General features: G+C 67.1%; 20 protein-coding genes. 5 read left to right on the top strand and 15 right to left on the bottom strand.

Annotated features, from left to right (window positions below; all coding sequences use genetic code 11):
• Nucleotides 1-10: 10 nt before the first annotated feature.
• The 14 genes from Q7C18_RS12045 to Q7C18_RS11980 all read right to left on the bottom strand — a co-directional run bounded on the left by Q7C18_RS12045 (nt 11) and on the right by Q7C18_RS11980 (nt 14,457).
• Nucleotides 11-1,027, bottom strand: a complete 1,017-nt coding sequence (locus tag Q7C18_RS12045) for a VOC family protein (protein WP_311025589.1) — start codon at nt 1,025-1,027, stop codon at nt 11-13.
• 92 nt (nt 1,028-1,119) lie between these two features.
• A complete protein-coding gene (locus Q7C18_RS12040; protein ID WP_311025588.1) occupies nt 1,120-2,142 on the bottom strand; it encodes a sugar phosphate isomerase/epimerase family protein in 1,023 nt (340 codons plus the stop codon).
• Nucleotides 2,143-2,177: 35 nt separating this feature from the next.
• Nucleotides 2,178-3,338, bottom strand: coding sequence for a Gfo/Idh/MocA family oxidoreductase (locus Q7C18_RS12035; protein ID WP_311025587.1), 1,161 nt, complete (start codon nt 3,336-3,338; stop codon nt 2,178-2,180).
• Entirely contained in the window at nt 3,335-3,751 is a 417-nt protein-coding gene (locus Q7C18_RS12030; protein WP_311025586.1) for a DUF6379 domain-containing protein, read from the bottom strand. Before Q7C18_RS12030 ends, Q7C18_RS12035 begins: the two co-directional genes overlap by 4 nt.
• A gap of 14 nt (nt 3,752-3,765) precedes the next feature.
• Entirely contained in the window at nt 3,766-4,800 is a 1,035-nt protein-coding gene (locus Q7C18_RS12025) for a sugar phosphate isomerase (RefSeq protein ID WP_311025585.1), read from the bottom strand.
• The gene (locus Q7C18_RS12020; protein WP_311025584.1) at nt 4,797-5,912 is read right to left on the bottom strand and encodes a sugar phosphate isomerase/epimerase; all 1,116 of its coding nucleotides are present in this window, start codon (nt 5,910-5,912) and stop codon (nt 4,797-4,799) included. Before Q7C18_RS12020 ends, Q7C18_RS12025 begins: the two co-directional genes overlap by 4 nt.
• On the bottom strand, nt 5,909-6,304 hold the full coding sequence (locus tag Q7C18_RS12015) for a DUF6379 domain-containing protein (protein WP_311025583.1): 396 nt from the start codon (nt 6,302-6,304) through the stop codon (nt 5,909-5,911). The genes Q7C18_RS12020 and Q7C18_RS12015 overlap by 4 nt, the downstream gene beginning before the upstream one ends.
• A complete protein-coding gene (locus tag Q7C18_RS12010; RefSeq protein WP_311025582.1) occupies nt 6,294-7,898 on the bottom strand; it encodes a GMC oxidoreductase in 1,605 nt (534 codons plus the stop codon). The genes Q7C18_RS12015 and Q7C18_RS12010 overlap by 11 nt, the downstream gene beginning before the upstream one ends.
• Nucleotides 7,895-8,689, bottom strand: a complete 795-nt coding sequence (locus Q7C18_RS12005) for a TIM barrel protein (protein WP_311025581.1) — start codon at nt 8,687-8,689, stop codon at nt 7,895-7,897. Before Q7C18_RS12005 ends, Q7C18_RS12010 begins: the two co-directional genes overlap by 4 nt.
• Before the next feature lie 59 nt (nt 8,690-8,748).
• Nucleotides 8,749-9,588, bottom strand: coding sequence for a carbohydrate ABC transporter permease (locus tag Q7C18_RS12000; RefSeq protein ID WP_311025580.1), 840 nt, complete (start codon nt 9,586-9,588; stop codon nt 8,749-8,751).
• Nucleotides 9,589-9,591: 3 nt separating this feature from the next.
• On the bottom strand, nt 9,592-10,464 hold the full coding sequence (locus tag Q7C18_RS11995; protein WP_311025579.1) for a sugar ABC transporter permease: 873 nt from the start codon (nt 10,462-10,464) through the stop codon (nt 9,592-9,594).
• 156 nt (nt 10,465-10,620) lie between these two features.
• A complete protein-coding gene (locus tag Q7C18_RS11990) occupies nt 10,621-11,907 on the bottom strand; it encodes an extracellular solute-binding protein (protein ID WP_311025578.1) in 1,287 nt (428 codons plus the stop codon).
• Nucleotides 11,908-11,989: 82 nt separating this feature from the next.
• Entirely contained in the window at nt 11,990-12,949 is a 960-nt protein-coding gene (locus Q7C18_RS11985; protein ID WP_311025577.1) for a LysR substrate-binding domain-containing protein, read from the bottom strand.
• A gap of 83 nt (nt 12,950-13,032) precedes the next feature.
• Nucleotides 13,033-14,457, bottom strand: coding sequence for a CCA tRNA nucleotidyltransferase (locus tag Q7C18_RS11980; RefSeq protein ID WP_311025576.1), 1,425 nt, complete (start codon nt 14,455-14,457; stop codon nt 13,033-13,035).
• 163 nt (nt 14,458-14,620) lie between these two features.
• Here Q7C18_RS11980 and Q7C18_RS11975 point away from each other — a divergent pair, with 163 nt between their 5' ends.
• The 5 genes from Q7C18_RS11975 (at nt 14,621) to trxA (ending at nt 20,486) form a co-directional block, all read left to right on the top strand.
• Complete coding sequence (locus Q7C18_RS11975) at nt 14,621-15,115, top strand: NUDIX hydrolase (RefSeq protein WP_070161660.1); 495 nt, start codon at nt 14,621-14,623, stop codon at nt 15,113-15,115.
• Between the two features lie 9 nt (nt 15,116-15,124).
• Entirely contained in the window at nt 15,125-16,864 is a 1,740-nt protein-coding gene (gene murJ, locus Q7C18_RS11970; RefSeq protein ID WP_311025575.1) for a murein biosynthesis integral membrane protein MurJ, read from the top strand.
• Nucleotides 16,865-16,985: 121 nt separating this feature from the next.
• Nucleotides 16,986-18,962, top strand: a complete 1,977-nt coding sequence (locus Q7C18_RS11965) for a hypothetical protein (protein ID WP_311025574.1) — start codon at nt 16,986-16,988, stop codon at nt 18,960-18,962.
• A 152-nt stretch (nt 18,963-19,114) separates the two neighbouring features.
• A complete protein-coding gene (gene trxB / locus Q7C18_RS11960) occupies nt 19,115-20,119 on the top strand; it encodes a thioredoxin-disulfide reductase (protein ID WP_311025573.1) in 1,005 nt (334 codons plus the stop codon).
• Nucleotides 20,120-20,159: 40 nt separating this feature from the next.
• Nucleotides 20,160-20,486, top strand: coding sequence for a thioredoxin (gene trxA / locus Q7C18_RS11955; RefSeq protein WP_085437859.1), 327 nt, complete (start codon nt 20,160-20,162; stop codon nt 20,484-20,486).
• A 127-nt stretch (nt 20,487-20,613) separates the two neighbouring features.
• Here trxA and Q7C18_RS11950 read toward each other — a convergent pair whose 3' ends face one another.
• Nucleotides 20,614-22,155 carry a ParB/RepB/Spo0J family partition protein gene (locus Q7C18_RS11950; protein WP_396954365.1) on the bottom strand — a complete coding sequence of 514 codons (1,542 nt, stop codon included), beginning with the start codon at nt 22,153-22,155 and terminating at the stop codon, nt 20,614-20,616.
• Nucleotides 22,156-22,213: the final 58 nt, after the last annotated feature.

The raw sequence follows: 22,213 nt of genomic DNA, 5'->3' as shown, positions 1-22,213 counted from the left end.
GGCCGGCGGCTCAGCCGCGACCCTGCACCGCGTAGGGGTTGATCAGGGAGTCCCTGATCTCCTCAGGGACTCCCTCTTCCGTCGCGCTGGGCCCATCCGCGGGCGGAAATGACTCCGTCATCGACATCGGCATCGCGCCGTTGCGGTAGAAGTTGTTCGACCCCTGGGACGGCGTCCAGGTGTTGGGCTCCCAGTCGGGCACGTAGTTCCGGTAGCCGCCGGTGTTGAGCTCGATGCGCAGCGACGAGGGCTCCCGGTAGTACAGGAAGTTCTGCTCGCCGATGCCGTGGATGGAGGGGCCGTACTCGATGTCGGTGCCGTTCTCCATGAGGACGTCGGCGGCGATCAGCAGCTCTTCGCGGGTATCCACCCAGAACGCGTAGTGGTTGACCCGGCCGGCTCGGGTGGAGCCGTCCAGCACGACACCCAGGTCGTGCGACTTCTCGTTCGTCGTCAGCACAGAGAACACCGAGACGGGGGCTTCGTCGAGCACGGTGCGGGCCATGTGCCGGAACCCGAGGACGCGGGTGTACCACTCGCAGAAGGCGTCGACGTCCCGGGCCGCGATCGTCACATGGTCCAGTTGGCGAGGGGCGCCTGCATGCGAGGAGCGACGCTGCGGACGGTCGGGATAGAGGGAGGCGAGGTCGCCCCCGCTCGTGTGGTGCTCCACGTCCCAGTGCAGAGTCATGGGGTGCCCCTGGGGCCCCGTGAAGTGGTAGGCCCGGCCGATGGTGTGACCCTCGAACCACTCACCCTCGACACCTTCGGCCTCCAGGCGGCGCACCGCCTCCTCGAGCGCCTCGAGGCTCGTGGTGCGCCAGGCCGCCGTGTGGAGGCCCGGCTCCTCACCGGGGACCACCACCACGCTGTAGCGGTAGTAGTCCCCCCAGCAGCGCAGGTAGACGGCGCCGTCGATCCGGTCGACCACCTGGAGCCCGACCTGATTCTCATAGAAGGAGACAGAGGCTTCCACGTCGGGAGAGGTGATGGCCACGTACGAGAGGTGGGAGAGAAGACTGATCATGGTCGTTCCTTTCGGTTCGCTTCTTCTTCCACTATCGGTGACCCAGGTCACGTCGAGGAGGGGTGATCCCGTATACGCGGGATCACGGAGATTTATGGAGACGGGCTTGCCGAGGCCGTCCGGGAGAACGCCGCATCGAAGGCCGCATCGGGCGGCCTCACCGCGTTGAGCCGGCGGACGAACTCCAGCGCCTCCGGGGCACCCTGACGGCGTTCCATCCCCGCGTCCTCCCACTCCACACTCGTCGGGCCCCGATACCCGATCGCGTTCAACGCGCGGAACATCCGCTCCCACGGCACCTGTCCATGTCCGGTGGAGACGAAGGTCCACCCACGGCGGGGGCTGTCCCACGGCAGGTGCGATCCGAGCACGCCGTTGCGACCGTCCAGCGCAGTCACGGACTCCTTCACATGGACGTGGAAGATGTGGTCGGCGAAGTCGAGGACGAACGCCACGGGATCCAGCTGCTGCCACATGAAGTGTGAGGGGTCGAAGTTGATTCCGAAGCCCGGCCGGTGCCCGATCGCCTCCAGTGTGCGACGCGCCGTCCAATAGTCATAGGCGATCTCGGACGGGTGCACTTCGAGCGCGAAGCGGACGCCGACCTCCTCGAAGACGTCGATGATCGGGTTCCACCGATCGGCGAAGTCCTGATACCCCGCGGCGATCATGTCCTCCGTGACGGGTGGGAACATGGCGACGTACTTCCAGATGGCCGAGCCGGTGAATCCGGTCACGGTACCGGCTCCCAGCCGGGCGGCCAGACGCGCGGTGTCCTGGATCTCCGCCGCGGCACGTTCCCGCACCCCCTCCGGTTCACCATCGCCCCAGACCCTGTCCGGAAGGATGTCCCGGTGCCGCTGATCGATCGGATCATCGCAGACCGCCTGACCGGTCAGGTGCCCAGCGATGGCCCAGACCTTCAGGCCCTGCTCCTCGAGCAGCTCCAGGCGTCCGGTGACGTAGGCGTCGTCGTCCCACCGTGAGGGGTCGAGGTGGTCACCCCAGCAGGCGATCTCCAGCCCGTCGTATCCCCATTCTCCGGCGAGTCGACAGACCTCCTCGAACGGCAGATCGGCCCATTGGCCGGTGAACAGCGTGATCGGTCGTCCCATGACGTGGTCCCCTTCTCATGAATTCCTGCCGGTACTCAGCTGCGGACCGGAGTCCACACGGACCCGTGCTGCGCGCTGTCCTCGACGGCGGCCAGCACTCGCTGCACGTCGAGGCCCTCAGCGAACGTCGAGTGCAGAGGCTCGTCCCCGGCGATCGCAGCCACGAAGTCCCTGGCCTGGTGCACGAAGCCGTGCTCATATCCGAGACCGTGCCCCGGAGGCCACCACGCCGCCGCGTAGGGGTGCTCCGGCTCCGTGACCAAGATGGTCGTAAACCCCTGAGCGGTGGAGGTCGCCGTCCGGTCATAGAACTGGACCTCGTTGAGCCGCTCCAGATCCCAGACGAGTGCCCCGGAGCTTCCCGAGACCTCGATCGTCAGGGAGTTCTTGCGGCCAGTGGCGAAACGTGTCGCCTCGAACGAGGCGAGGGCCCCGTCCGAGAGGCGCCCGGAGAAGATCGCCAGATCATCCACGGTGACCTCGCCCCATCCGTCGCCGGCGGTGCCGGAGAGACCCCGGCCCTCGTGCAGCACCGGTCGACGCTCGACGACCGTCTCGAGCGTGCCGGACACCGACTCAACTCGCTGACCGGTGACGAAATGGACCATGTCGATGATGTGCGCCCCGATGTCGCCCAGGGCACCCGAGCCGGCGTGCTCCTTCTGCAGCCGCCATACCAACGGCGCCTGGGCATCGACCAGCCAGTCCTGACGGTAGGCCGCGCGCACCTGCCGCACACGACCTATCCGACCCTCTCCGATCATGCGTCTGATGAGGGCAGTGGCGGGGAGACGCCGGTAGGTGAAACCGGCGAGCGCACAAGCGCCGGAGGTCTCCGCAGCGGCCGCCATCGCCTCCGCCTCTGGGAGGGTGTTGGCCAACGGCTTCTCACACAGCACGTGCTTGCCGGAGGCGAGCGCCGCCTGGGCGATCTCGGCGTGGGTGCCTCCTGGAGTGACGATGTCCACGATGTCGATGTCGTCGCGCGCGACGACGTCTCGCCAGTCGGTCGCGGAGCTCACCCAACCCCAGTGACGGGCAGAGGACTCCACGGCGGCGGCGTCCCGGCCCACCAGGACTGCCATCTCCACCTCTGCAGGCAGGTCGAACATGGCCGGGGCCTGCCTCCACCCGACGGAGTGCGCCGCGCCCATGAATCCGTGGCCGATCATCGCCACGCGCAGTCGCCTGCTCATGCGAGCACCACGTCCTGCGCCACGGGTACGCGGTTCGTGACATAGCGACCTGGTCCGCCGTCGGATCCCGGTGAGATCTGCATGTAGAGGAGCCTCATCGTCAGCACCACCTCAACGTTCACGGAGTCGCCCAATGCCGGCACGTCATCGAGGGTGATCACGACGTCGGGTCGGTCGGCGACGAACCAGAGCGTGTCCCACTGCTCGGGCAGCTCCTCGATGCGATAGGAGCGGCCCTGCAGCAGGAAGCGCACGCGGTCGCGGGGGACCTCGAAGCCGTCGACGCGCACCTCCACGTCGTCGACGGCGGAGAGCCACAGGCTCCGGTACCACGGCAGCTGCACAGAGACGGCAAGACCGTCCTCGGTGCGCCGGACGTCCTCAGCAGAGAACAGAGAGTCATGTGTAGCCACGGGATGTCCTTTCGTCAGACCTGCGCCGGGACGGTCTCTTCGATGGCGCTGCGCATGAGCGCATGCTGCTTCTTGACCAGATCGATCGGGTCCGCCTCGCCAAGGTCGGCGAAGGCGTGCCCCTCCCATTCGCTCGAGAGGTACCCTTGGAATCCCCCGACCACGAACTGCCGGACGATGCGAGGGATGTCCATGGCAGGCTCCTGACCGTCGGCTCCGATGTCGTAGAACTTCGCGTGGACGTGGAAGATCTGCGGCATGATGTCCAACCAGTCCTCGGCCGGCACGAGCCCGTGCATGTTGAACGCCAGGCGGGTGAACGGCCCGAAGCGCAGCGGGTCGATCCCGTCGGCTCGCAGGTGCTCTTCGAACTGCTCATTGCGCTCGTGCATGGATGCCGGGCGCCTCCAGATCTCTTCCATCACCGCGAAGTGACCGTCGTCGAGCCCCATCCTGCGCAGCTGGTCCAGCAGCATGGGCGAGAGACTGTGCATAGTCGACGAGAAATCTGCGGTGAAGCCGAGCCGCTCCGAGTCGAGCTCCTCATACATCTCCCGGATCTCCAGGATCGCCGGGGAGTTCGGCCCCTGGGGCGCATGGATCTCGTAGCCCAGGAGCTGGTCGTACTTCTCCGCCAGCGGCAGGAGACTGCTCAGCAGCCGCTTCCCGGCGGAACGGATCACCACACGTCGGAACCCGAGGGTGTGGGCCGTCTTGAGCTGGCGGGCGAAGAACTCGTACTCCTCGTCGGGCGTCATGTCACGGTGCTTGCGTCGCCCCATATCCAGGTTCGTCCCGATTGCGCTCGCCTCGAGACCGCATTCCTCGAGGAGCCGGAACCACAGATCGACGAAGTCGCGGTCGACGTCCGGGTAGGTGCGCAGCAGTTGGGCGATGTTGAACTCGACGCCGGGCCCGATCCCCTGTTCGGCCACAGACCGGATCAGGGTCTCCGGGGTGTACTGCCCCGCGGCGAATTCGCTCGTGAGGGAGTACAGGGTCGTGCCCAAGCTGATGCCGGTGCCAGCGATGCCGTCGCGAACTGTCATCGTGATGCCTCCGTCTGTCGTGCGTGTGAGTGGTGCCCGGCCAGCACGGTGCGGGCCTCTTCGGCGTTGGTGATCATCCGAGAGCCGCAGGACTCCGCAGCCGTCCGCTGCAGGGCCTGTTCATCACGGATGATGTCGAACGGGCTCTGCCAATCGTTCCAATGCCAGCCCTCGTACTCGCTGGAGACTGCTCCGGAGTATCCGTTCTCCACCAGCTGCGAGATGAGGTCTCGCACCGGCACGGAGGGCTCCTCGCCGTGGTCGTCGATGCCGAAGAACTTGCCGTGCACATGCCGGATCCAGGGCATGATCTCGAGCCAGTCGGCGACGGGTGCGGGACCGAACAGGCCGGTGGCCGCGATGGCGCTGTCGATGCCGAACTCCGGATGCCCATGCTCTGCGGCGAGACCGATGAACCGGCCGAAGCGCTCGTTGTGCTCCTGCTGGTCGGCGGGCGGGCCCTGCCGGTGATACTGGTCCCAAAGGTCCACCAAGGCCTGCAGGTACTCCTCGCGAGCGCCTCGGCGCCGGTAGGCCTCCACCCGTGAGGGGGCGAAGCCTGTCACAGTGGCGCCCCAGTCCATCGTGAATCCCAGCAGCGGCGATCCGACCTTCTCGTAGCGATCCCGCAGCGCCAGGATGCGAGGGTGGGACGCGTACTGATCGGCATGGACCTCGAGAGCCAGCGTCACCTCGTTCTCTTCGGCGATCGGTACGAGTCGCTCCATGGAGTCCGGCGTGATGGAGATCTGCACCCGGGCCACCGGGAAGCCGAGTGCGGCCGCGGCTTCGATCTGCGGCCGCATGTAGTCGACCAGCTCGTCCTGATCGAGAAGACGGTCCCGATGGATGCCGATGTCGGCGTTGATCGCCAAGGACGTCGGTATGAGGTCGACCTCCTGGAGCAGCTCGCGGAACCACCCGGCGAACCGGTCGTCGACGGCGGGGAAGCCCTTGATGCTCGAAAAGCCGATGAGCTCCAGACCGGGTCCGTAGCCCTCAGCCGCGACCTTCCTGATCAGCGCCTCGAGATCATACTCGCGCCCGTGGAACGGACGGGTGAAGCTGTAGAGAGTGACGCCCTGGACGGGCGTGCCGAGCTGGCCGCTCATGCGGACACCACCTTCATCGTCTTCTCGTCATGCTCATGGATGCGGAGGACCTCGCCGTCGCCGATGATGATGTACGGGATGTAGAGCGAGAGGTCGACGGCAACCGAGTGCTCTGTTCCGTCCGCGATGTCCGCAGCACCAGAGAGCACCGCGGAGTCGACGGGGAACCACCACTCGTCGGTCACCTCGGCCATCTCGTCGAAGGTGAAGGTCCGTCCGTTCATCTCCCATCGCAGCGAGTCTTCGGGCACGGCATGTCCGTCGATGCTCAGGTCCGCTCCGGCGATGCAGGAGGCCGGGAGCGACCGGTACCACGGAATCCGCACCTCCACAGATACCCGTGGGCCGCTGCTCTGCAGCGTCCCCTGTTCGATGATCCGATCAGGAATCATGTGATCCTCCTTCTGTCAGCGAGGCGAGCGGCGCTCGCGCCCATGTCTGTGATCGACCGCGTTCGGCGTCTCCCGAGAGCCGCCGGGCGATCTCGCGCGCGCCGCGGACGGCCAGCGCAACGGATGTGAGCGTGGGGTTGCACGCTGTCGGGGTGGGAATCACGCCGTTCCCCGCCACGAAGACCCCCGGCACGTCCCAGAGCTCGCTGTCCGGTCGACAGACGCTGGATCCGTCGTCCTCCAGACCCATGCGAGTAGTCCCCTGATAGTGCAGCGACGATCCCAGCGGGAGCGTGAAGGGGGAGTCATCGAGCGGCTCGCCGATGGCCCGACCCCATCGGACGATCCTCTCCCGTGCCCGACGCAGCTCCCGGTGATCCTTCTCGGACAGGCGGTACCGGATGGTGGGGGCAGGCAGTCCGAAGGCGTCCGTGCGCTCGTCCGAGAAGTCGATGCGGTCCTCGGGAGACAGGTCCTTCGCGCAGAACAGCCCCAGCCCGACCACGGAGCCGGGCAGCACCGGGTCGTCCTCGGCGACAGGTACTGGTGAGGCGTCCAGCTGCATGATCTGGCCATGGAATGGCTCATCGTCGGTGTACGGCACCCAGGTCACCCCGCTGGTGGAGCTGAGCCCCATGCCGGGCTCAGCCTGGGCCGACTGCTCCCCAGCGCGGTCCACGACGTCACGGAGCCGGACCGCGAACACGACTTGGGTCTGGTCGTTCAGATATCGGCCGAGGGCTGTCGGCCGGATGCCGGAGGCCCAGAGCAGCTGCGGGGTGCGCAGGGCGTCCGCGGCGACGACGACGTGGGCGGCCCGGATGATATGAGTCGTGCCGCTCGTACGATCGGTCACCTCCACCCCTGCGGCCTGTCCGTCCTCTACGAGGACCCTGGTGACGAGGGATTCGTCGACCAGCCGGAACCCTGGGTCGGCGCGCGTGACATCGCCCAGCACGACATCGGATCCTGCCCACACGAGGGCCCCATCCTCGCGCCGGTGGACGGCAAGGGGCATCGGGCCAACCCGGGCCTCTGGCGCACGACCGCCGTCGAGCTCGGCAGCGAGCCGCGAGACGATGAGATCCCCGAAGGGAGAGTCTTCGAACGCCTGTGACGTCACACCCAGGAGTCGCTCGGCCTCGTGGAGCAGCGCGTCCAGGTCAGGGAGGAACCCGACCCTCTCCCCCTCGCGAGGGCGCGGGCAGGCACCGGTCCAGTGGGCGGCCATGCCTCCGACGTTGCAGGACTGGGCGGCCACGGGAAGTCCGTCGTCGCCGTCGCCGGCTGCGCCGTCGCCGACGAGGAAGGTGCCCGGTCGGGCCCGCAGCTGCCCGGCCTTGACCTCGCCCGGGTGGGCGACGGTCTCCGCGTCCGCATCGGGCCCCGCAGACCGGCGCTGCGCCTGGCTCCTCTCGTCGGGGTCAGCGATGTTCTTCACGTGTGCCCCGGGCGGCGCGGACACGGTCGGCCCGGCCTCCAGCATCACCACCGAGGTGCCCGGCCGGGTCTCAGCGATGATGCGTGCGTAGGTCGCACCAGTTGGGCCGCTGCCGACGATGACGACGTCCGTCTCCTCCGGATAGCGACTCATGCCTCCACCGCCAGCTCCGCGATCAGACGTGTGGACTCCACGCTCTCCGTCGTGGGGTAGTACTCGAGCCCGATGGGCCCTTCGTACCCGGAGGCACGCAGGATTCGCAGTCGGTCCGCGACGTCAAGGGAGCCGGTGCCAGGTTCGCCGCGGCCAGGGGCGTCAGCGAGCTGCACATACTGGACCAGGTCGCCGGCGGCGGCGAGCTCGACGGCCATGTCTTCGCCCTCCACGGCCGAGTGATAGATGTCGTAGAGGACGCCGAACTCCGGTGAGTCCACCCCGCGTGCGACGTATGCCGCCTCCGAGGTCCGGTCCAGCAGCGATCCGGGATGATCGACTCGGATGTTCACTGCTTCCAGGACCAGAGAGATCCCAGAACCTGCGATCTGTGCGGTGGCATTCCGGTAGATCTCGATGAGCGCGTCCAGCTGCGCCTGGCGACTCATCCCGCCGAAACCGGTGCCGCTGCCCACCACCATCCTCGGACAGCCCAATGTCTGCGCGATCTCCACCCCTTCATCGAGCTTCCGGAAGAACTCCGAGTGATCTCGGGGAGGGATCATGAACTGAGTTCGGGGCTCCGCGAGCTGGGAGACCAAGCTCACCCCGGTCTCCTGGAGGGCGTCCTTCAACGCGGGCACATCCTTCGGCCTCGCTGGTGCGTCGACCCCGGTCGGACCCCACATCTCGACGGCATCGAACCCCGCGGCAGCGGCGGCTCGAACGCGATCCGGATAGTCTCCGGCTTCTGTGAAGAGCAGCTCGATGTTCGGAGCGAGCTGGTACATGGGACATACTCCTGTCACTGAGGTTCCAACTGGTGGCTTGTCGTCGTTGGCTGCGGCGCTCATCCCTTGAGCCCGCCGGCGAAGCCCTGGATGAACTTCTTCTGCGCGAACATGTAGAGCGCCAGGATGGGGACCATCGAGATGATGACGATGGCGAAGATCTGGTTCCATTGCGAGACCAGCGACCCGACGTAGTAGTACATGGCGACCGGCAGCGTCTGGACCTCAGAGCCCCCGAGGAAGACCAGCGCCGTGAAGAAGTCGTTCCAGATGATCAGTCCGCCCAAGATCGCCACCGTTCCGGTGGCCGGGGACATCAGGGGCAGCACCACTCGGAAGAAGATCTGGCTTCGGCTGGCACCGTCGATCAGTGCCGCTTCCTCATACTCAGTGCCGAGACCTCGGAAGAAGCCGGCATAGAGGAAGGTCGCCAGGGGAAGCATCATTCCGGTGTAGAGCACGATCATGCCCCAGGCCGACCCCGTCAGCCCCAGTGTGGTGGCGCCGATGTACAGCGGGACCGTCGCGAGCTGCGGCGGAAGGATGATGCCCACCAGGAACAGGTAGTACGTCGAGCGGCTCCACCGAGGCGAGGCGCTGCGGGAGATGACGTATCCGGCGAGCGAACCGAGCAGGATCAGGCACAGCACGGATCCGCCGGTCATGATGATGCTGTTCGTCAGGCCTGCCAGGACGTCGGAGTTTCCCGTGGCGGTCAGCACGTTCTGAAAGCTGCTGAGGCTGGGAGTCTCGGGCAGAGCGAATGGTGAGGTGCCGAACACCTCGGCGTCGTCCTTCAGCGCCATCGAGATCACGAAGAAGAACGGCAGGATGTACAGGATCGCGATCAGCCAGAGGCTGACTTCACGGACAGCAGTGGATGCGGTGTACCGAAACATGGGTCAGTCCTTCGGTCCCTGGGTGATGCGCTGCTGGATCACCGCGAAGAAGATGATGATGACGGTCAGGATCAGGGCCAGAGCCGCGCCGTACCCGAAGTTCCCGAGAGCGAACGACTCTTTGTAGACCACCGTGGCCAAGTTCTCCGTGACTCCGGCGGGACCCCCGCCCGTGATCGCCATGATCGGGTCGAATATCCGCAGCCCATTGACGATCCCCAGAATGGTGGAGATGGCGATCGCTGGCCGGAGGGTCGGCAGGATGACGAACCAGAGCCGCTGGAGCGTCGAGGCTCCGTCGATCGCGGCGGCCTCCTCCATCTCCTGGGGGACGCCCGCCAGTCCGGCCATATAGATGACCATCGGGATGCCGGTGGTCTGCCAGGCGATGACCAACAGCACCACCCAGATCGCGAACGTCGGATCCGCGACCCAGGCACGAGCGAAGTCACCCAACCCGACAGCAGCCAGTGCGGTGTTGATGGGGCCGTTGAACTCGAAGATGTATCTCCAGACGTAGGCCGTGGCCAACGGTGACAGCACGACCGGCATGAAGAACAGCACCCGGAGCCAGTAGCGAGTCTTCAGCCCGCGGTTGAGCCCGAGAGCCAATGCGAGACCGAGGACGTTGGCCACCAGTACTGACCCGAAGGCCAGAAACAGCGTGTTCCACAGCGCCCGGAGCATCGAGGAGTCGGAGAAGATCTCACCGAAGTTCTGAAGCCCGATCCAGTCGAAGCCGCCGATTCCGCTCCAGTCGGTGAAGGCGTAGACCCCGCCGAACGCGGTCGCGAGATAGTGGACGCTGAAGACCAGCAGGACGCCAGGAAGCGCCCACCACCACCGCCCGAAGCGCGTCCGACTGCCGTGGGGCACCCGGGTTCGACCGACGCTCCTCGCGGCAGGCTCTGGACCCGATGGCGAGGGGCCCTCCTGATCGCGGAGGACAGTGCTGAGGGCATGAGGATCATGGGCGGCCTGGCCTGATCGGGAAGCGGGCTCACCATCGCGGACCTGGGCCATGGTCATCTCTCACTCCCCCCAGGCGTCGTCCATGTCGGTGAGCACCTGCTCCGGAGTCTTCTGGCCGGTGAGCAGGCCCTGGACGCCGCTGCCCAGCGCCTCGTAGATGGCCGGATTGGGCCACTCGTCGTTGGCGAAGGGCGCGTAGTAGTCGCCCTCCAGGAGCAGGTCCTCCACCGGTGCGTACGAACTGCCCGCGAAGTCGTAGTCATCCAGATCCGCCGGCAAAGCGTCCGAGACGTCTGCGTAGATCTCCAACGCATCGTCATCACGCAGCCAGTCGATGAAGTCCTTCGCCGCCTCGTTCTCCGCTGCGTCGGCGTTGAGCGACACAAGGTAATTGGCCGAGACCTGAAGCGACGGTCGCTGCCCCTCATGGGGAGGGAAGGCGTTGAGCACGAACTCGAGTCCGTCATGAGCCTGCTCAAGCTCGGGAGCCGCACCTCCGGGACCGAACATCGCCATGGCCTGCCCTCGGACCAACGAATCAGTGAGCACGTCGAATCCGGCGCCCTCGGCACCAGGCTGGAAGCATTCCGCATCGATCATGGCCATCACGTCGTCGAGAGCCTGGTGCCATTCCTCGCTGTCCGCGAAGGTGACTTCGCCTGCGGCGCGCTTCTCGTTCCATTCCGGATCCACCGCATAGACGGCTGTGGACGCCGCCATCAGCGCCGTGACTCCGGAGTTCTGCGGCGTCCCGCCCGCCAGAACCAGGAGATTGTCGCCGTCGGAAGCCACGTCCTCGCAGGTCGCGACAAGGTCCTCGAACGTCTCGGGGAAGGTCTCCAACCCCAGCTCCTCGGCCACGGTCTGATTGGTGACGAGTCCGTTCAGCGCCAGGCCAGGGGCTGCGCCGTAGTACTGACCCTCGTAGACGTACTGGTCGTGGCTTCCTTCCGGGAGAAAGTCTCCGACGGCGTCGTCCAGCGGGGCGAGGAATCCTGCTTCGGCCAGGGCTACAACGCCGCGGGTCTGCCCCGTGCCGGGAACCGTCTGCATCACATCGGCGGCGTTGCCACCCTGGAGCTGCGTCCGGAGGGACTCCCCGTAGCTGTCGTTGGGCTGAGAGTTCAGCGTAATGCTGACGTCGGGATTCTCCTCCATATACGCCTCGGCGAGCGCCTCCCAGGGGCTGTCGAGAGTGTTGGACGCTGCATAGGTGAAGGAGAACGAACCGCTGCCGTCACCACCGGATTCGCCGCCTGCTCCGCCGCCGCACGCGGACAGCCCCAGCGCCGCCACGGTGGAGACTCCGATCACGCGGCCCCAACGTCGATACCTGTGAGTGGTCATGGTCCAGCCCTCCATCGTCGGAACATGAAGCGGCGGTGCTCCGCCTCAGTTCCAGTATCCTGTGGGCTGGATCACACTCTCATCAGGATCGGCGATACCTGGCATCACCGAGCCGTGCACCGAGGGCCTGAGCGGCCTTGCGGAGCTGGATCCGGAGCCACTGATGTTCAGGGTCGGCCTCGTGCACCTGGTGCCACCAGACGGCGTTGACGAGCTCCGCGTCCAACTGCGGAGCAGCCAGGACGGACACGGTCCCCTGGGCCTGGGCCTCCATGGCTACGCCCCGCTGCATGACGGCGATCCGATCGGTCCCGGACACGATGTAGGGCAGAGCGGAGAAGCTCTCGACGACCATCGCGACACGGGGGGTCACCCCGAAGGTGCGAAGCTGCCCGCCGGGGACCGTCCAGTCGGCGAGTCCGTCCAGCGTGGCCACCCACGCCGCCTCGCTGAGCGCGTCGGCCGTCACCTCATCCTCCTTCACCAGGGGATGCTGGGGATCGGCGATGATCACCCACCGGTCGCGCCAGAGCTCTCGATGCGGGAATCCGTCGATGTATCCATAGGGGAGGAACATCGCATCGACGGCACGCAGCGAGTGCATGGCGTCCCGGACCGTCTCGTGGTCGTGCAGCATGAAGCGCAGCCGGACGCGCGGCGCCTGCGCGGAGACTATCCGGGACAGTTCGGCACCGATCTGCGTGAAGGCGTGGTCCGATCCATACAACGTGAACTCCCGCTGCGAGTTGCGCGGGTCCCAGTCGACGTTGGCTTCGAAGACCCGGCGGGCGGCACGGACCGCCGTCGAGACGTGGTCCATCAGTTCAGCCGCGAGCGGGGTGAGGTGGCTGGTGCTTCCCCGACGGATGAGAAGCTCATCGTCGAAATGCTCCCGGAGACGAGCCAAGGACGCCGAGAGCGCCGGCTGGCTGAGCCGGAGCTGCGCGGCGGCGCGCGTGACGCTGCGCTCAGTCAGCAGGGCATCCAGCGCCACCAGCAGGTTGAGATCCACGCGGGCCAGCGGGCTCGATGCGTCGGTCATGGCGGACCCCCGTCTCCATCGCTGAACGTCACTGTGTCTCACTCTAGTTCAGTGACGTTCAGTGACTCTTCCAGGGGAAGTTCTCACTCCTGCTCCGCCCACCACTCCTTGAGCACCCGCACAGCCTCGTCCTCTGCGACCGGACCGTTCTCCATCCGGTGCTCCAACAGGAAGGAGTACGCCTTCCCCACCTGCGGTCCGGGCGGGATCCCCAGGACCTCCATGATCTGCTCGCCGTTGAGGTGTGGCCGGATCTTGGCCAGCTCCTCCTGCTCGGCGAGCACCGCAATGCGCTCTTCGAGGTCGTCATAGGCGTGGGCGAGCCGCTCGGCCTTTCGCCGATTGCGGGTGGTGACGTCGGAGCGGGTCAGCCGGTGCAGCCGTTCCAGCTGATCGCCGGCGTCGGTGACGTAGCGCCGCACCGCCGAGTCGCTCCAGCCGGCGTCGCCGTAGCCGTAGAACCGCATGTGCAGCTCCACCAGCCGGGTGACGGCCTTGATGGTGTCCTTGTCGAACCGCAGCGCCTGCATCCGCTTCCGCGTCAGCTTGGCCCCGACCACGTCGTGGTGCCGGAAGCTGACCCCGCCGCCGGGTTCGAAGCGCCGGGTCTTCGGCTTGCCGACGTCGTGCATCAGGGCCGCGAAGCGCAGGATGAAGTCCGGGCCGGGGACGGGACCGTCGTCGTCGGTCTCCAGGCCGGCGGCCTGCTCCATGACCTGCAGAGAGTGCTGGTAGACGTCCTTGTGCCGACGGTGCTCGTCGTCGGTGCGCTTCAGAGCCGGAACCTCGGGGATCACGGCCTCGGCCAGCCCGGTCTCCACCAGCAGGTCCACTCCGATCCGTGGATGCGCCCCGCAGATCAGCTTGACCAGCTCCTCACGCACCCGCTCCGCGGAGACGATCTCCAGCCTTCCGGCCATCGCGGTCATGGCCGCGCGGACGTCGTCGGCGACGTCGAGCCCCAGCTGGGAGGCGAAGCGGGCGGCACGCATCATGCGCAGCGGATCGTCGGAGAAGGACTCCTCCGGCGTGGACGGAGTGCGCAGCCGCTGGGCCACCAGGTCCTTCACCCCGCCGTGCGGATCGACCAGCTCCCAGGACGGCAGCCGCAGCGCCATCGCATTGACCGTGAAGTCGCGACGGACCAGGTCATCGGCCAGGTTCGTGCCGAACTGCACCTGCGGCTTCCGGGAGGCCGGATCATAGGCCTCCGCCCGGTAGGTGGTCACCTCGATGGTGTCGTCGCCCTTGCGGATCCCGATCGTGCCGAAGTCCCGGCCGATGTCCCAGTGCGCATCCGCCCAGCCGGCGACGGTGGCGATGATCTGATCCGGCGTGGCGTCCGTGGTGAAGTCCAGATCGGGGGAGGTGCGCCCCAGGAAGAGGTCACGCACGGGCCCGCCCACCAGGGAGAGCTCATGGCCGTGGGAGGCGAACTGTTCACCGAGTGCGACGACGACGTCGGGCAGCCAGGCGCCGTCGGGAAATCCAGCTGGGAGATAAGGCATGACAGAGACAGTTTCCCACAGGCGCGACCGCTCCTCGGCTCCGGTGCAGAGCACGCCGCGGAGAACCTCAGGAGGCGCTGAGCTCGAGCCTCTTCCCGTTAGAGTAGTCACCATGAACGGAACGGAGACCGGCGACGAACCCCAGACGCCGCTGACGGTGTCGATGGGCTCCCGTCGTGTGCCGGTCCCGAAGCCGCCGCGCGGCGGCGGGCACCTCCCCACCGTGGAAGAGGTCAGCGCCGGCGGCGTCGTGATCCGCCCGGCCGCACAGGGCTTCGAGGCGGCCATCATCGCCCGGTACAACCGGGGAGGCCGGCTCGAATGGTGCCTGCCCAAGGGGCACCCGGAGAACGACGAGGACTTCGAGCAGGCCGCCGTGCGCGAGGTGGAGGAGGAGACCGGCATCGCCGGCTCCATCCTGACCTCGCTGGGCAGCATCGAGTACTGGTTCACCGTCCCCACCCACCGAGTGCACAAGACGGTGCACCATTTCCTGCTGGAGGCGGTCGGCGGCGAGCTCACCACGGAGAACGACCCGGACCACGAGGCCGTAGACGTCGCCTGGGTGAACCTGGACGACCTGGAGCGCACACTCTCATTCCCCAATGAACGGCGCATCGTCAACGCTGCCCAGCAGGTCATCGCGGACACGTTATAGTCGTCGCCGATGCCGCACACCTCCGAGGACCAGGACCGCCGCCAGCACGACGGCGACAAGCCCGCCGACACCCACATCCCCCAGGGCGGCATGGCGCGCGCCAGCGCTCTGATGGCCTCCGGCACGCTGATCTCCCGCGTCCTGGGCTTCATCCGCACCGCCCTGCTGGCCGTGGCGATCGGTTCCACCGCCCTGGTGGCCGACGTCTTCGAGAAGGCCAACACGATCCCCAACGTGATCTACATGCTCCTGGCCGGCGGCATGTTCAACGTGGTGCTGGTCCCACAGCTGATCAAGGCCGCCAAACGCCCCGACCGGGGAGCGGACTATACGTCCCGCCTGCTGACCCTCTCGGTGATCGTCCTGGGGGCGTTCACGATCCTACTCACCCTGGCCGCCTACCCGCTGATGGTCGCGCTCACCAAGGACTGGACGGAGCCGATGCTCGCCCTGGGCACCGCCTTCGCCGTCTGGACCCTGCCCCAGGTGTTCTTCTACGGCCTCTATGCGGTGATCGGGCAGATCCTCAACGCGAATGCCAAGTTCGGCTGGTACATGTGGGCCCCGGTGCTGAACAACCTGATCGCCATCGGCGTCATCGGCAGCTACATCGTGATGTTCGGCCGCTTCACCGCCGGCACCGATCAGGCAGCCGAGTGGACCACTCAGCAGACGGTCTGGCTGGCCGCCGGGCACACCATCGGCATCGCCGCCCAGGCCGTCATCCTCATCTGGCCGTTGATGAAGATCGGCTTCCCCATCCGCCCGAAGTTCGGGTGGAAGGGCATGGGCCTGCGCTCCACGGGGCAGATCGCCGCCTGGACGTTGGCCACCATGCTGATCAGCAACATCGCCAACCTGCTCTACATGCGGCTGATCTCCGGCGCCACGGCCAGCCGTGAGCAGATGCTCGACGGCGGCGCCTCCGTCCCCGGCGAGTACGCCGCCAACACCGCCCAGCTGATCACCGTGCTGCCGCATTCGGTGTTCGTGCTGTCCCTGGCCACCGTGCTGTTCAACCAGCTGGCCCGCTCCATGGATCTGGGTCGGTATGGCCGCGCCCGGGAGATCATCAACGAGGGGCTGCGGCTGTTCGCGATCCCGGTCATGTTCTCCATGGTGGCGGTGATCGTCCTCGCGGGCCCGCTGGGACGGCTCTTCGGAGGCTCCGCCGAGACCGCCCACCTCTCCGGTGCGGCCATCGGTCAGCTGCTGATCCTGCTGGCGCTGGGCATGCCGTTCCGCTCGGCGAACTTCTACCTGATGCGCGTCTTCTACTCGGCTGAGGACGCCCGCACCCCGATGCTGGTGCACACGATCATCGCCGTTCTGTGCTTGGGCTGCGCCTACGGCGGCGCCCTGGTCCTGCCCAATGAGGTGCTCCCGTTCCTGGTGATCGGCCTGTTCTCCTTGTTCCACGTGGTCCAGTACGTGCTGTGCCACATGTGGGTGGTCCGCCGGTGGGGCGACTATGACGTGCGCACCGTGGTGGCGGCCTACGCCCGCTCCGGGTGGGCCGCCGTCATCGCGGGGCTGGCGGGCGCCGCAGTGCTGTGGGCGATGGGCGGATACTCCTGGGGCTTCGCCTGGCAGTCCATCCCGGCCGCCCTGGTGACCTGCGCCGTGGTGGGTGCGGTGATGAGCGTGGTCTTCGTGCTCATGCTGCGCACCATGCGGGTCAAGGAGTTCGCCGACGTCATCGAGCCGCTGTCCCGCAGAATCCCGGCTCTGCGCCGTCTGAGCCGGTAGGCTGGCCCCAGAAGGGCGCACCTGGAGGGGCGCCGGCGTGCCACGGCCGCCAGGCGCCTCCAGACGGCGGCGCCCGCCCCGTGGAGCGCTCGCATCGAGCATCACTGACGCAGGAGGATTCGTGGCCCAGCCGTTCGGCATCGGCGATGTGGTGGGAGGTCGCTACCGCATCACGCACCATGTGGTGACCTCTGCGGACCAGGACATCGTCTTCGAGGGCATCGACCAGGTGCTGAACCGCGGAGTCAGCATCCTGCTGGCCTCCACCCAGAACGCCAAGCAGGTGGCCACCTCCGCTCGAGAGCTCGCCACCGGGGAACGCAGCTCGGAGGTGCAGGTCCTGGACCTCGGCCTCACCGAGGACCGCACCTACCTGATCTCCACTCAGACCCACCCCAATGACCTGCTGGATCTCGTGGTTCCGGATGCCGCACCGTATGTGGAGCCCTTCTTCACCGATTCGCTCGGATCGGAGATCTTCGGTCAGTCCCGCGTCATGGAGCCGGAGACCTTCGAGGACGACGCCGAGTACTACGCCGGCCTGCAGGACGTGGCGCCCGAGGCGGACGAGGCCCCGGAGGAGTCCGGGGCCCGCTCGCGCCGTCGTCCTGCGTTCCTCAACAAGGTCTCCGAGTCGCTGAACCGTCGGCTGGGCACTGACCGCGACGCCGACAGGCGGCAGGCGGCCCAGGAACCCTCACCCTCCGACGCCGCCCAGTCGTCTCCAGACGCCCCGGCACCACCAGGGCCGGTCTACTCCGGCGCCGCCGCCCTCCGCGGCCCGACCTCGCCTCAGGGGTCGGCTCCCAGCGGGCACTCCCCCAGCGAGTCCTCCCTCAGCGAGCCGACTGCCTCTGCCGCGGACGATCCGGCCCGGCCCTCAGAGCCCACAGAGGTTCCGCAGCCGCCCGCGCTGGACCTCCATGCGGACATGGAGGTCGTGGAACCCAGCCCTGAGGCCGACGCTCACGACCAGTTCGGCGTCGCCGCTGACGCCACCGGCGCCCTGCGTCCCTTCGGTTTCGAGGAGGACGCGGCCCAGGCGTCGGCGGCCCCTGCCCCAGCACCTGTCTCCCTTGCTCCGGCGGAGGACGACGGCGAGGAGGTCGTCGACGACCCGCCGGAGGAGCCGGTGCCGGGTTATGGCCCTGCTGACCCGCAGGCCTCGGATCAGCCGGCGGGCACCGCCGCCGCACCGGCACAGACCGAGGGCAGCCCCAGCTTCACCGGTCTCATCTCAGCAGTCTCCGAGGACCGCCGTACCTCGTTCCCCGCAGCTGGCGCGCCCGCGGGCGCGCCTGCGCCGGACGCCAGCTCTGCGGAGCTCCCCCCGGAGGACGCCGCCGCTCCCGCAGCTCCCGGGGCCGCCGGGGCCGATGACACGGAGTCGAAGGACAGCGCCGGGGCAGGGCGCTGGATCGGGCTGGGTCTGCTGGTCGCCGTGGTCCTGGTCGCCGCCGTCGTCGCCTTCCTCGCTCTGCGCGGGGGAGACGACCCGCAGACCACCGCCGACGACGACGCCGCCCAGGAGCCGGAGGACAGCGGCGAGGACGACGCCCCCGCGGAGGAGGATGACGAGACCGCCGAGCGCGGAGACGGCGCGGACGAGGGTCAGGACGCGGAAGACGAGAGCACCGATGGCCCGATCGCGGTGAGCGAGGCGACCCGCCTAGTCACCAGCGATCCCGGGCTGAACGATGAGACCGACGCGCTGCTGCCGAACCTCATCGACGACGACACCTCCACCTCCTGGAACACGCTGAACTTCGGGTCAGCCGGCTTCGGCGGCATCACCTCCCAGATGGCGCTCGTCCTGGAGCTCGAGGAGCCTGCCGAGGTCTCCGCGGTGACCATCACCCAGCAGGGCGACGCCGAGGGCGGCTCCTTCGAGGTGCTCGTCAACGACTCCGCCAGCCTCGACGGCGCCCAGCAGGTGGGATCGGGCACCTGGAACTGGAACGAGACCACAGTGGAGCTCGACGACGGCGCCGAGGGCCAGTACGTCATCATCAACACCACCGAGCTGCCGCAGCGTGCCGAGCCGGACAACCCGGAACTGCCGTACAACCTCCAGGTGGCGCAGATCGTCGTGGAGTGACCTTCCGAGGGCCCTGACATCGCGCTCCTGCTCAGGGCTGGGCGGGACACCGCCTGGAATTTTCATGCCCACCGGGTGGTTTCACCACTCGGAACAGATCCCGGACCGGTGCCCTGCCCCGGCGCACTTTCGACGCGAAGGACTCAGCAGACGTGACTGAACAGATTCCCGACCAGGTCCACGATGTGGTCATCGTGGGCTCCGGCCCCGCCGGCTTCACCGCCGCGGTCTACACCGCCCGAGCCAACCTGAACCCGGTGATGCTGGCCGGCTCCGTCACGACCGGCGGCGAGCTGATGAACACCACTGATGTGGAGAACTACCCCGGCTTCCCCGAGGGCGTCATGGGCCCGGATCTGATGATGAAGATGGAGGAGCAGGCCGCTCGCTTCGGTGCCGACGTCCGCCGTGAGGACGCCACTGAGCTGAAGCTGGACCAGCCGATCAAGGAGATCACGATCGGCTCGGGCGAGGTCATCCACGCCCGTGCGGTCATCCTGGCCACCGGCTCCGCCTACCGCGAGCTGGGTGTCCCCGGCGAGAAGGCGCTCTCAGGCCACGGTGTCTCGTGGTGCGCGACCTGCGACGGCTTCTTCTTCCGCGAGCAGAACATCGCCGTCGTCGGAGGAGGCGACTCCGCCATGGAGGAGGCACTGTTCCTCACGAAGTTCGCCTCCAAGGTGACGGTCATCCATCGCCGGGATGAGCTGCGGGCCTCCAAGATCATGGCTGACCGCGCCAAGGCCAACGAGAAGATCGAGTTCCTCTGGAACCACGAGGTCACCGAGGTGCAGGGTGACGGCAAGCTGACGGGCCTTCAGCTGCGCAACACGGTCGACGGCACCGAGTCCTCCCTCGAGGTGACAGGACTGTTTGTAGCTATCGGACATGACCCCCGAGTTGAGCTGTTCACGGACCAGCTCGAGCTCACGTCCGAGGGCACCGTGAAGGTCCAGGGACGCTCCTCGAAGACCTCACTGCCTGGCGTCTTCGCCGCCGGCGACGTCCTGGACCCCACCTATCGTCAGGCCATCACCGCGGCGGGCTCCGGCTGCGTCGCCGCTCTCGACGTCGAGCACTGGCTCGCCGACGCGGCGGACTCCGACGCCGCTGATGCCGCAGGGCTGGTCGGCGCTGGTGCCGAGTCCGCCTCCTGACCCCCAAGACAATCCACCGATCAACGGAAGGACAGACACCATGGCAGAGTTGAAGAGTGTCACCGATGCAAGTTTCGACCAGGACGTGCTGCAGGCCGACAAGCCTGTGATCGTCGACTTCTGGGCCGAGTGGTGCGGTCCGTGCCGCATGGTCGGCCCGGTGCTCGAGGAGCTCGCAACTGAGCACGCGGACAGCGTGGAGGTCGTGAAGGTCAACGTTGATGAGAACCCGGCCATCGCAGCCAAGTTCGGCATCACATCGATCCCGGCGATCTACGGCTTCAAGGATGGCGCGCACGTGATCTCCTCGATCGGTGCCAAGCCGAAGCAGGCGCTCGAGACGGAGTTCGCCGACTTCCTCGGCTGACCCCGCCTCCGCCAGGGTTCCCTGGCATCACACAGAGGGACCCCAACAACCTTTGAAGGTTGTTGGGGGCCCTTTGTCATGGGCTTGCTCTTCGAAGCTCATCCCTCGTGGGACGCACCTCGCGGGATCAGCTCACCTGCTCTCGCTGGCCGATCATCTCCATCAAGCGATGCAGGTCTTCGATCGAGCCGAAGTCGATGGCGATCCGTCCCTTCTTCGCTCCCAGGGTGATCTTCACCTGGGTGTCCAGACGATCCGTGAGGGCGTCGGCGTACTCATCGAGCTGCTGGTAGCGCGCGGTGGACGGCAGCCGTGTGGTTCCACGTGAAACACCGTTCCCCTGGTTCTGCTGCGCCATGGTCACAGCTTCCTCCGTCGCCCGGACCGACAGGCCCTCAGCCACGATCCGCTTAGCGAGCTCTTCCATCTCCTCAGCACTTGAGAGTCCCAGGAGCGCCCGCGCGTGACCGGAGCTCAGGACCCCTGCGGCTACCCGGCGCTGGACCGCCGGAGGCAGCTTCATGAGCCTCAAGGTGTTGCTGATCTGCGGACGTGAGCGACCGATCTTCTCCGCCAGTTCATCCTGAGTGCAGTTGAAGTCGTCCAGAAGCTGACGATAGGCGGCAGCCTCTTCGAGGGGATTGAGCTGGGATCTGTGGATGTTCTCCAACAAGGCATCACGGAGGAGGTCGTCGTCCCGAGTGGACCGCACGATAGCGGGGATGGTCGTGCGCTCGGCGGCCATGCTCGCGCGCCAGCGACGCTCTCCCATGACCAGCTCGTACTGCTCAGGGCCCACCTCGCGGACCACGATCGGTTGCAGCACACCGATCTCGCGGACGGAATGCACCAGCTCCGCCATGTCCTCTTCATCGAACTCCGTGCGGGGCTGTCGCGGATTGGGCTGGATGGCCCCCACGGCGACGGAACGGAACTCGGCACCATCTACGCTGCCCCCGTGGCCATTCTGGCTGACGGCCTCCGTCCAGGCATGCTGGGGCTCCACCGCCGACTCGACCCGTTCCTCGGCCTCTGGCGCCCCAGATCGGCGTCCGCCGTTGTGGTCGATCGTGCTGGCATCAGAGCCAGCAGCTGTAGGTTCCGGACGGACCGTCGCTGAGGGCGGCAGGGAGGCGCTACTCACGGGAGAGTCAGCGGATCCGGCCGTGCGTCCGGACTGGCGTTCACTCATCACGTCCGGCATCTGGGCACGACGCGCTCCAGATCGTCGGCTGGTGGTCGTGGGCTTCGTTCCGGGACGTGTTCCACGTGAAACCCGCTGGGTGCCCAAGTGCGACTTCGCAGAGAAGAAGACGTCAATGGGTCGTTCCGGCGTCTCAGCGACACTCGCCCCCTGAGATGCGTCATCATCCACGCGGTCGGGGGTCTCCGGAGCGGATGGACCGTCACTCTGCCGCGCAGCGCCGATGTCATGATCGCCGCCCGACTCCTCGTCGACTCGCCCATCCAGAGGGGCCGTCGCCTCATGCCCTCGCTCAACGGAGGATCCGGCAGGCTCAGCACCTGATGGCGCCTGACCGGGGGAGGTTTCATGTGAAACGTCGTCCGCACCGGGGTTCTCACCGGCCAGTGCCTCCTGTTCCTGGGAGTCGCTGTTGATCAGGGCGCCCAGACCCCGACCCAGCCCCCGCCTCTTCCGCTCTGCCATTGCAGGCCACCTTCCTCGTCTCGCCGGCTCACCACGTTCCGGACCGTGGACTATTCTA

The sequence above is a fragment of the Nesterenkonia sp. CL21 genome (assembly GCF_031705515.1).
GTDB classification, from domain to species: Bacteria; Actinomycetota; Actinomycetes; order Actinomycetales; family Micrococcaceae; genus Nesterenkonia; species Nesterenkonia aethiopica.
This window is presented reverse-complemented; position numbering and strand designations above follow the sequence as displayed.

What these genes read in the sequence shown, in the direction of transcription:
- Q7C18_RS11950 (WP_396954365.1), bottom strand. Translation starts at nt 22,155, where the DNA reads ATGGCAGAGCGGAAGAGGCGGGGGCTGGGTCGGGGTCTGGGCGCCCTG.
- Q7C18_RS11975 (WP_070161660.1), top strand. Translation starts at nt 14,621, where the DNA reads ATGGGCTCCCGTCGTGTGCCGGTCCCGAAGCCGCCGCGCGGCGGCGGG.
- Q7C18_RS12040 (WP_311025588.1), bottom strand. Translation starts at nt 2,142, where the DNA reads ATGGGACGACCGATCACGCTGTTCACCGGCCAATGGGCCGATCTGCCG.
- Q7C18_RS12020 (WP_311025584.1), bottom strand. Translation starts at nt 5,912, where the DNA reads ATGAGCGGCCAGCTCGGCACGCCCGTCCAGGGCGTCACTCTCTACAGC.
- Q7C18_RS11985 (WP_311025577.1), bottom strand. Translation starts at nt 12,949, where the DNA reads ATGACCGACGCATCGAGCCCGCTGGCCCGCGTGGATCTCAACCTGCTG.
- Q7C18_RS12015 (WP_311025583.1), bottom strand. Translation starts at nt 6,304, where the DNA reads ATGATTCCTGATCGGATCATCGAACAGGGGACGCTGCAGAGCAGCGGC.
- Q7C18_RS12025 (WP_311025585.1), bottom strand. Translation starts at nt 4,800, where the DNA reads ATGACAGTTCGCGACGGCATCGCTGGCACCGGCATCAGCTTGGGCACG.
- Q7C18_RS12010 (WP_311025582.1), bottom strand. Translation starts at nt 7,898, where the DNA reads ATGAGTCGCTATCCGGAGGAGACGGACGTCGTCATCGTCGGCAGCGGC.
- Q7C18_RS12000 (WP_311025580.1), bottom strand. Translation starts at nt 9,588, where the DNA reads ATGTTTCGGTACACCGCATCCACTGCTGTCCGTGAAGTCAGCCTCTGG.
- trxA (WP_085437859.1), top strand. Translation starts at nt 20,160, where the DNA reads ATGGCAGAGTTGAAGAGTGTCACCGATGCAAGTTTCGACCAGGACGTG.
- Q7C18_RS12035 (WP_311025587.1), bottom strand. Translation starts at nt 3,338, where the DNA reads ATGAGCAGGCGACTGCGCGTGGCGATGATCGGCCACGGATTCATGGGC.
- Q7C18_RS11980 (WP_311025576.1), bottom strand. Translation starts at nt 14,457, where the DNA reads ATGCCTTATCTCCCAGCTGGATTTCCCGACGGCGCCTGGCTGCCCGAC.
- Q7C18_RS12045 (WP_311025589.1), bottom strand. Translation starts at nt 1,027, where the DNA reads ATGATCAGTCTTCTCTCCCACCTCTCGTACGTGGCCATCACCTCTCCC.
- Q7C18_RS11990 (WP_311025578.1), bottom strand. Translation starts at nt 11,907, where the DNA reads ATGACCACTCACAGGTATCGACGTTGGGGCCGCGTGATCGGAGTCTCC.
- Q7C18_RS12005 (WP_311025581.1), bottom strand. Translation starts at nt 8,689, where the DNA reads ATGTACCAGCTCGCTCCGAACATCGAGCTGCTCTTCACAGAAGCCGGA.
- murJ (WP_311025575.1), top strand. Translation starts at nt 15,125, where the DNA reads ATGCCGCACACCTCCGAGGACCAGGACCGCCGCCAGCACGACGGCGAC.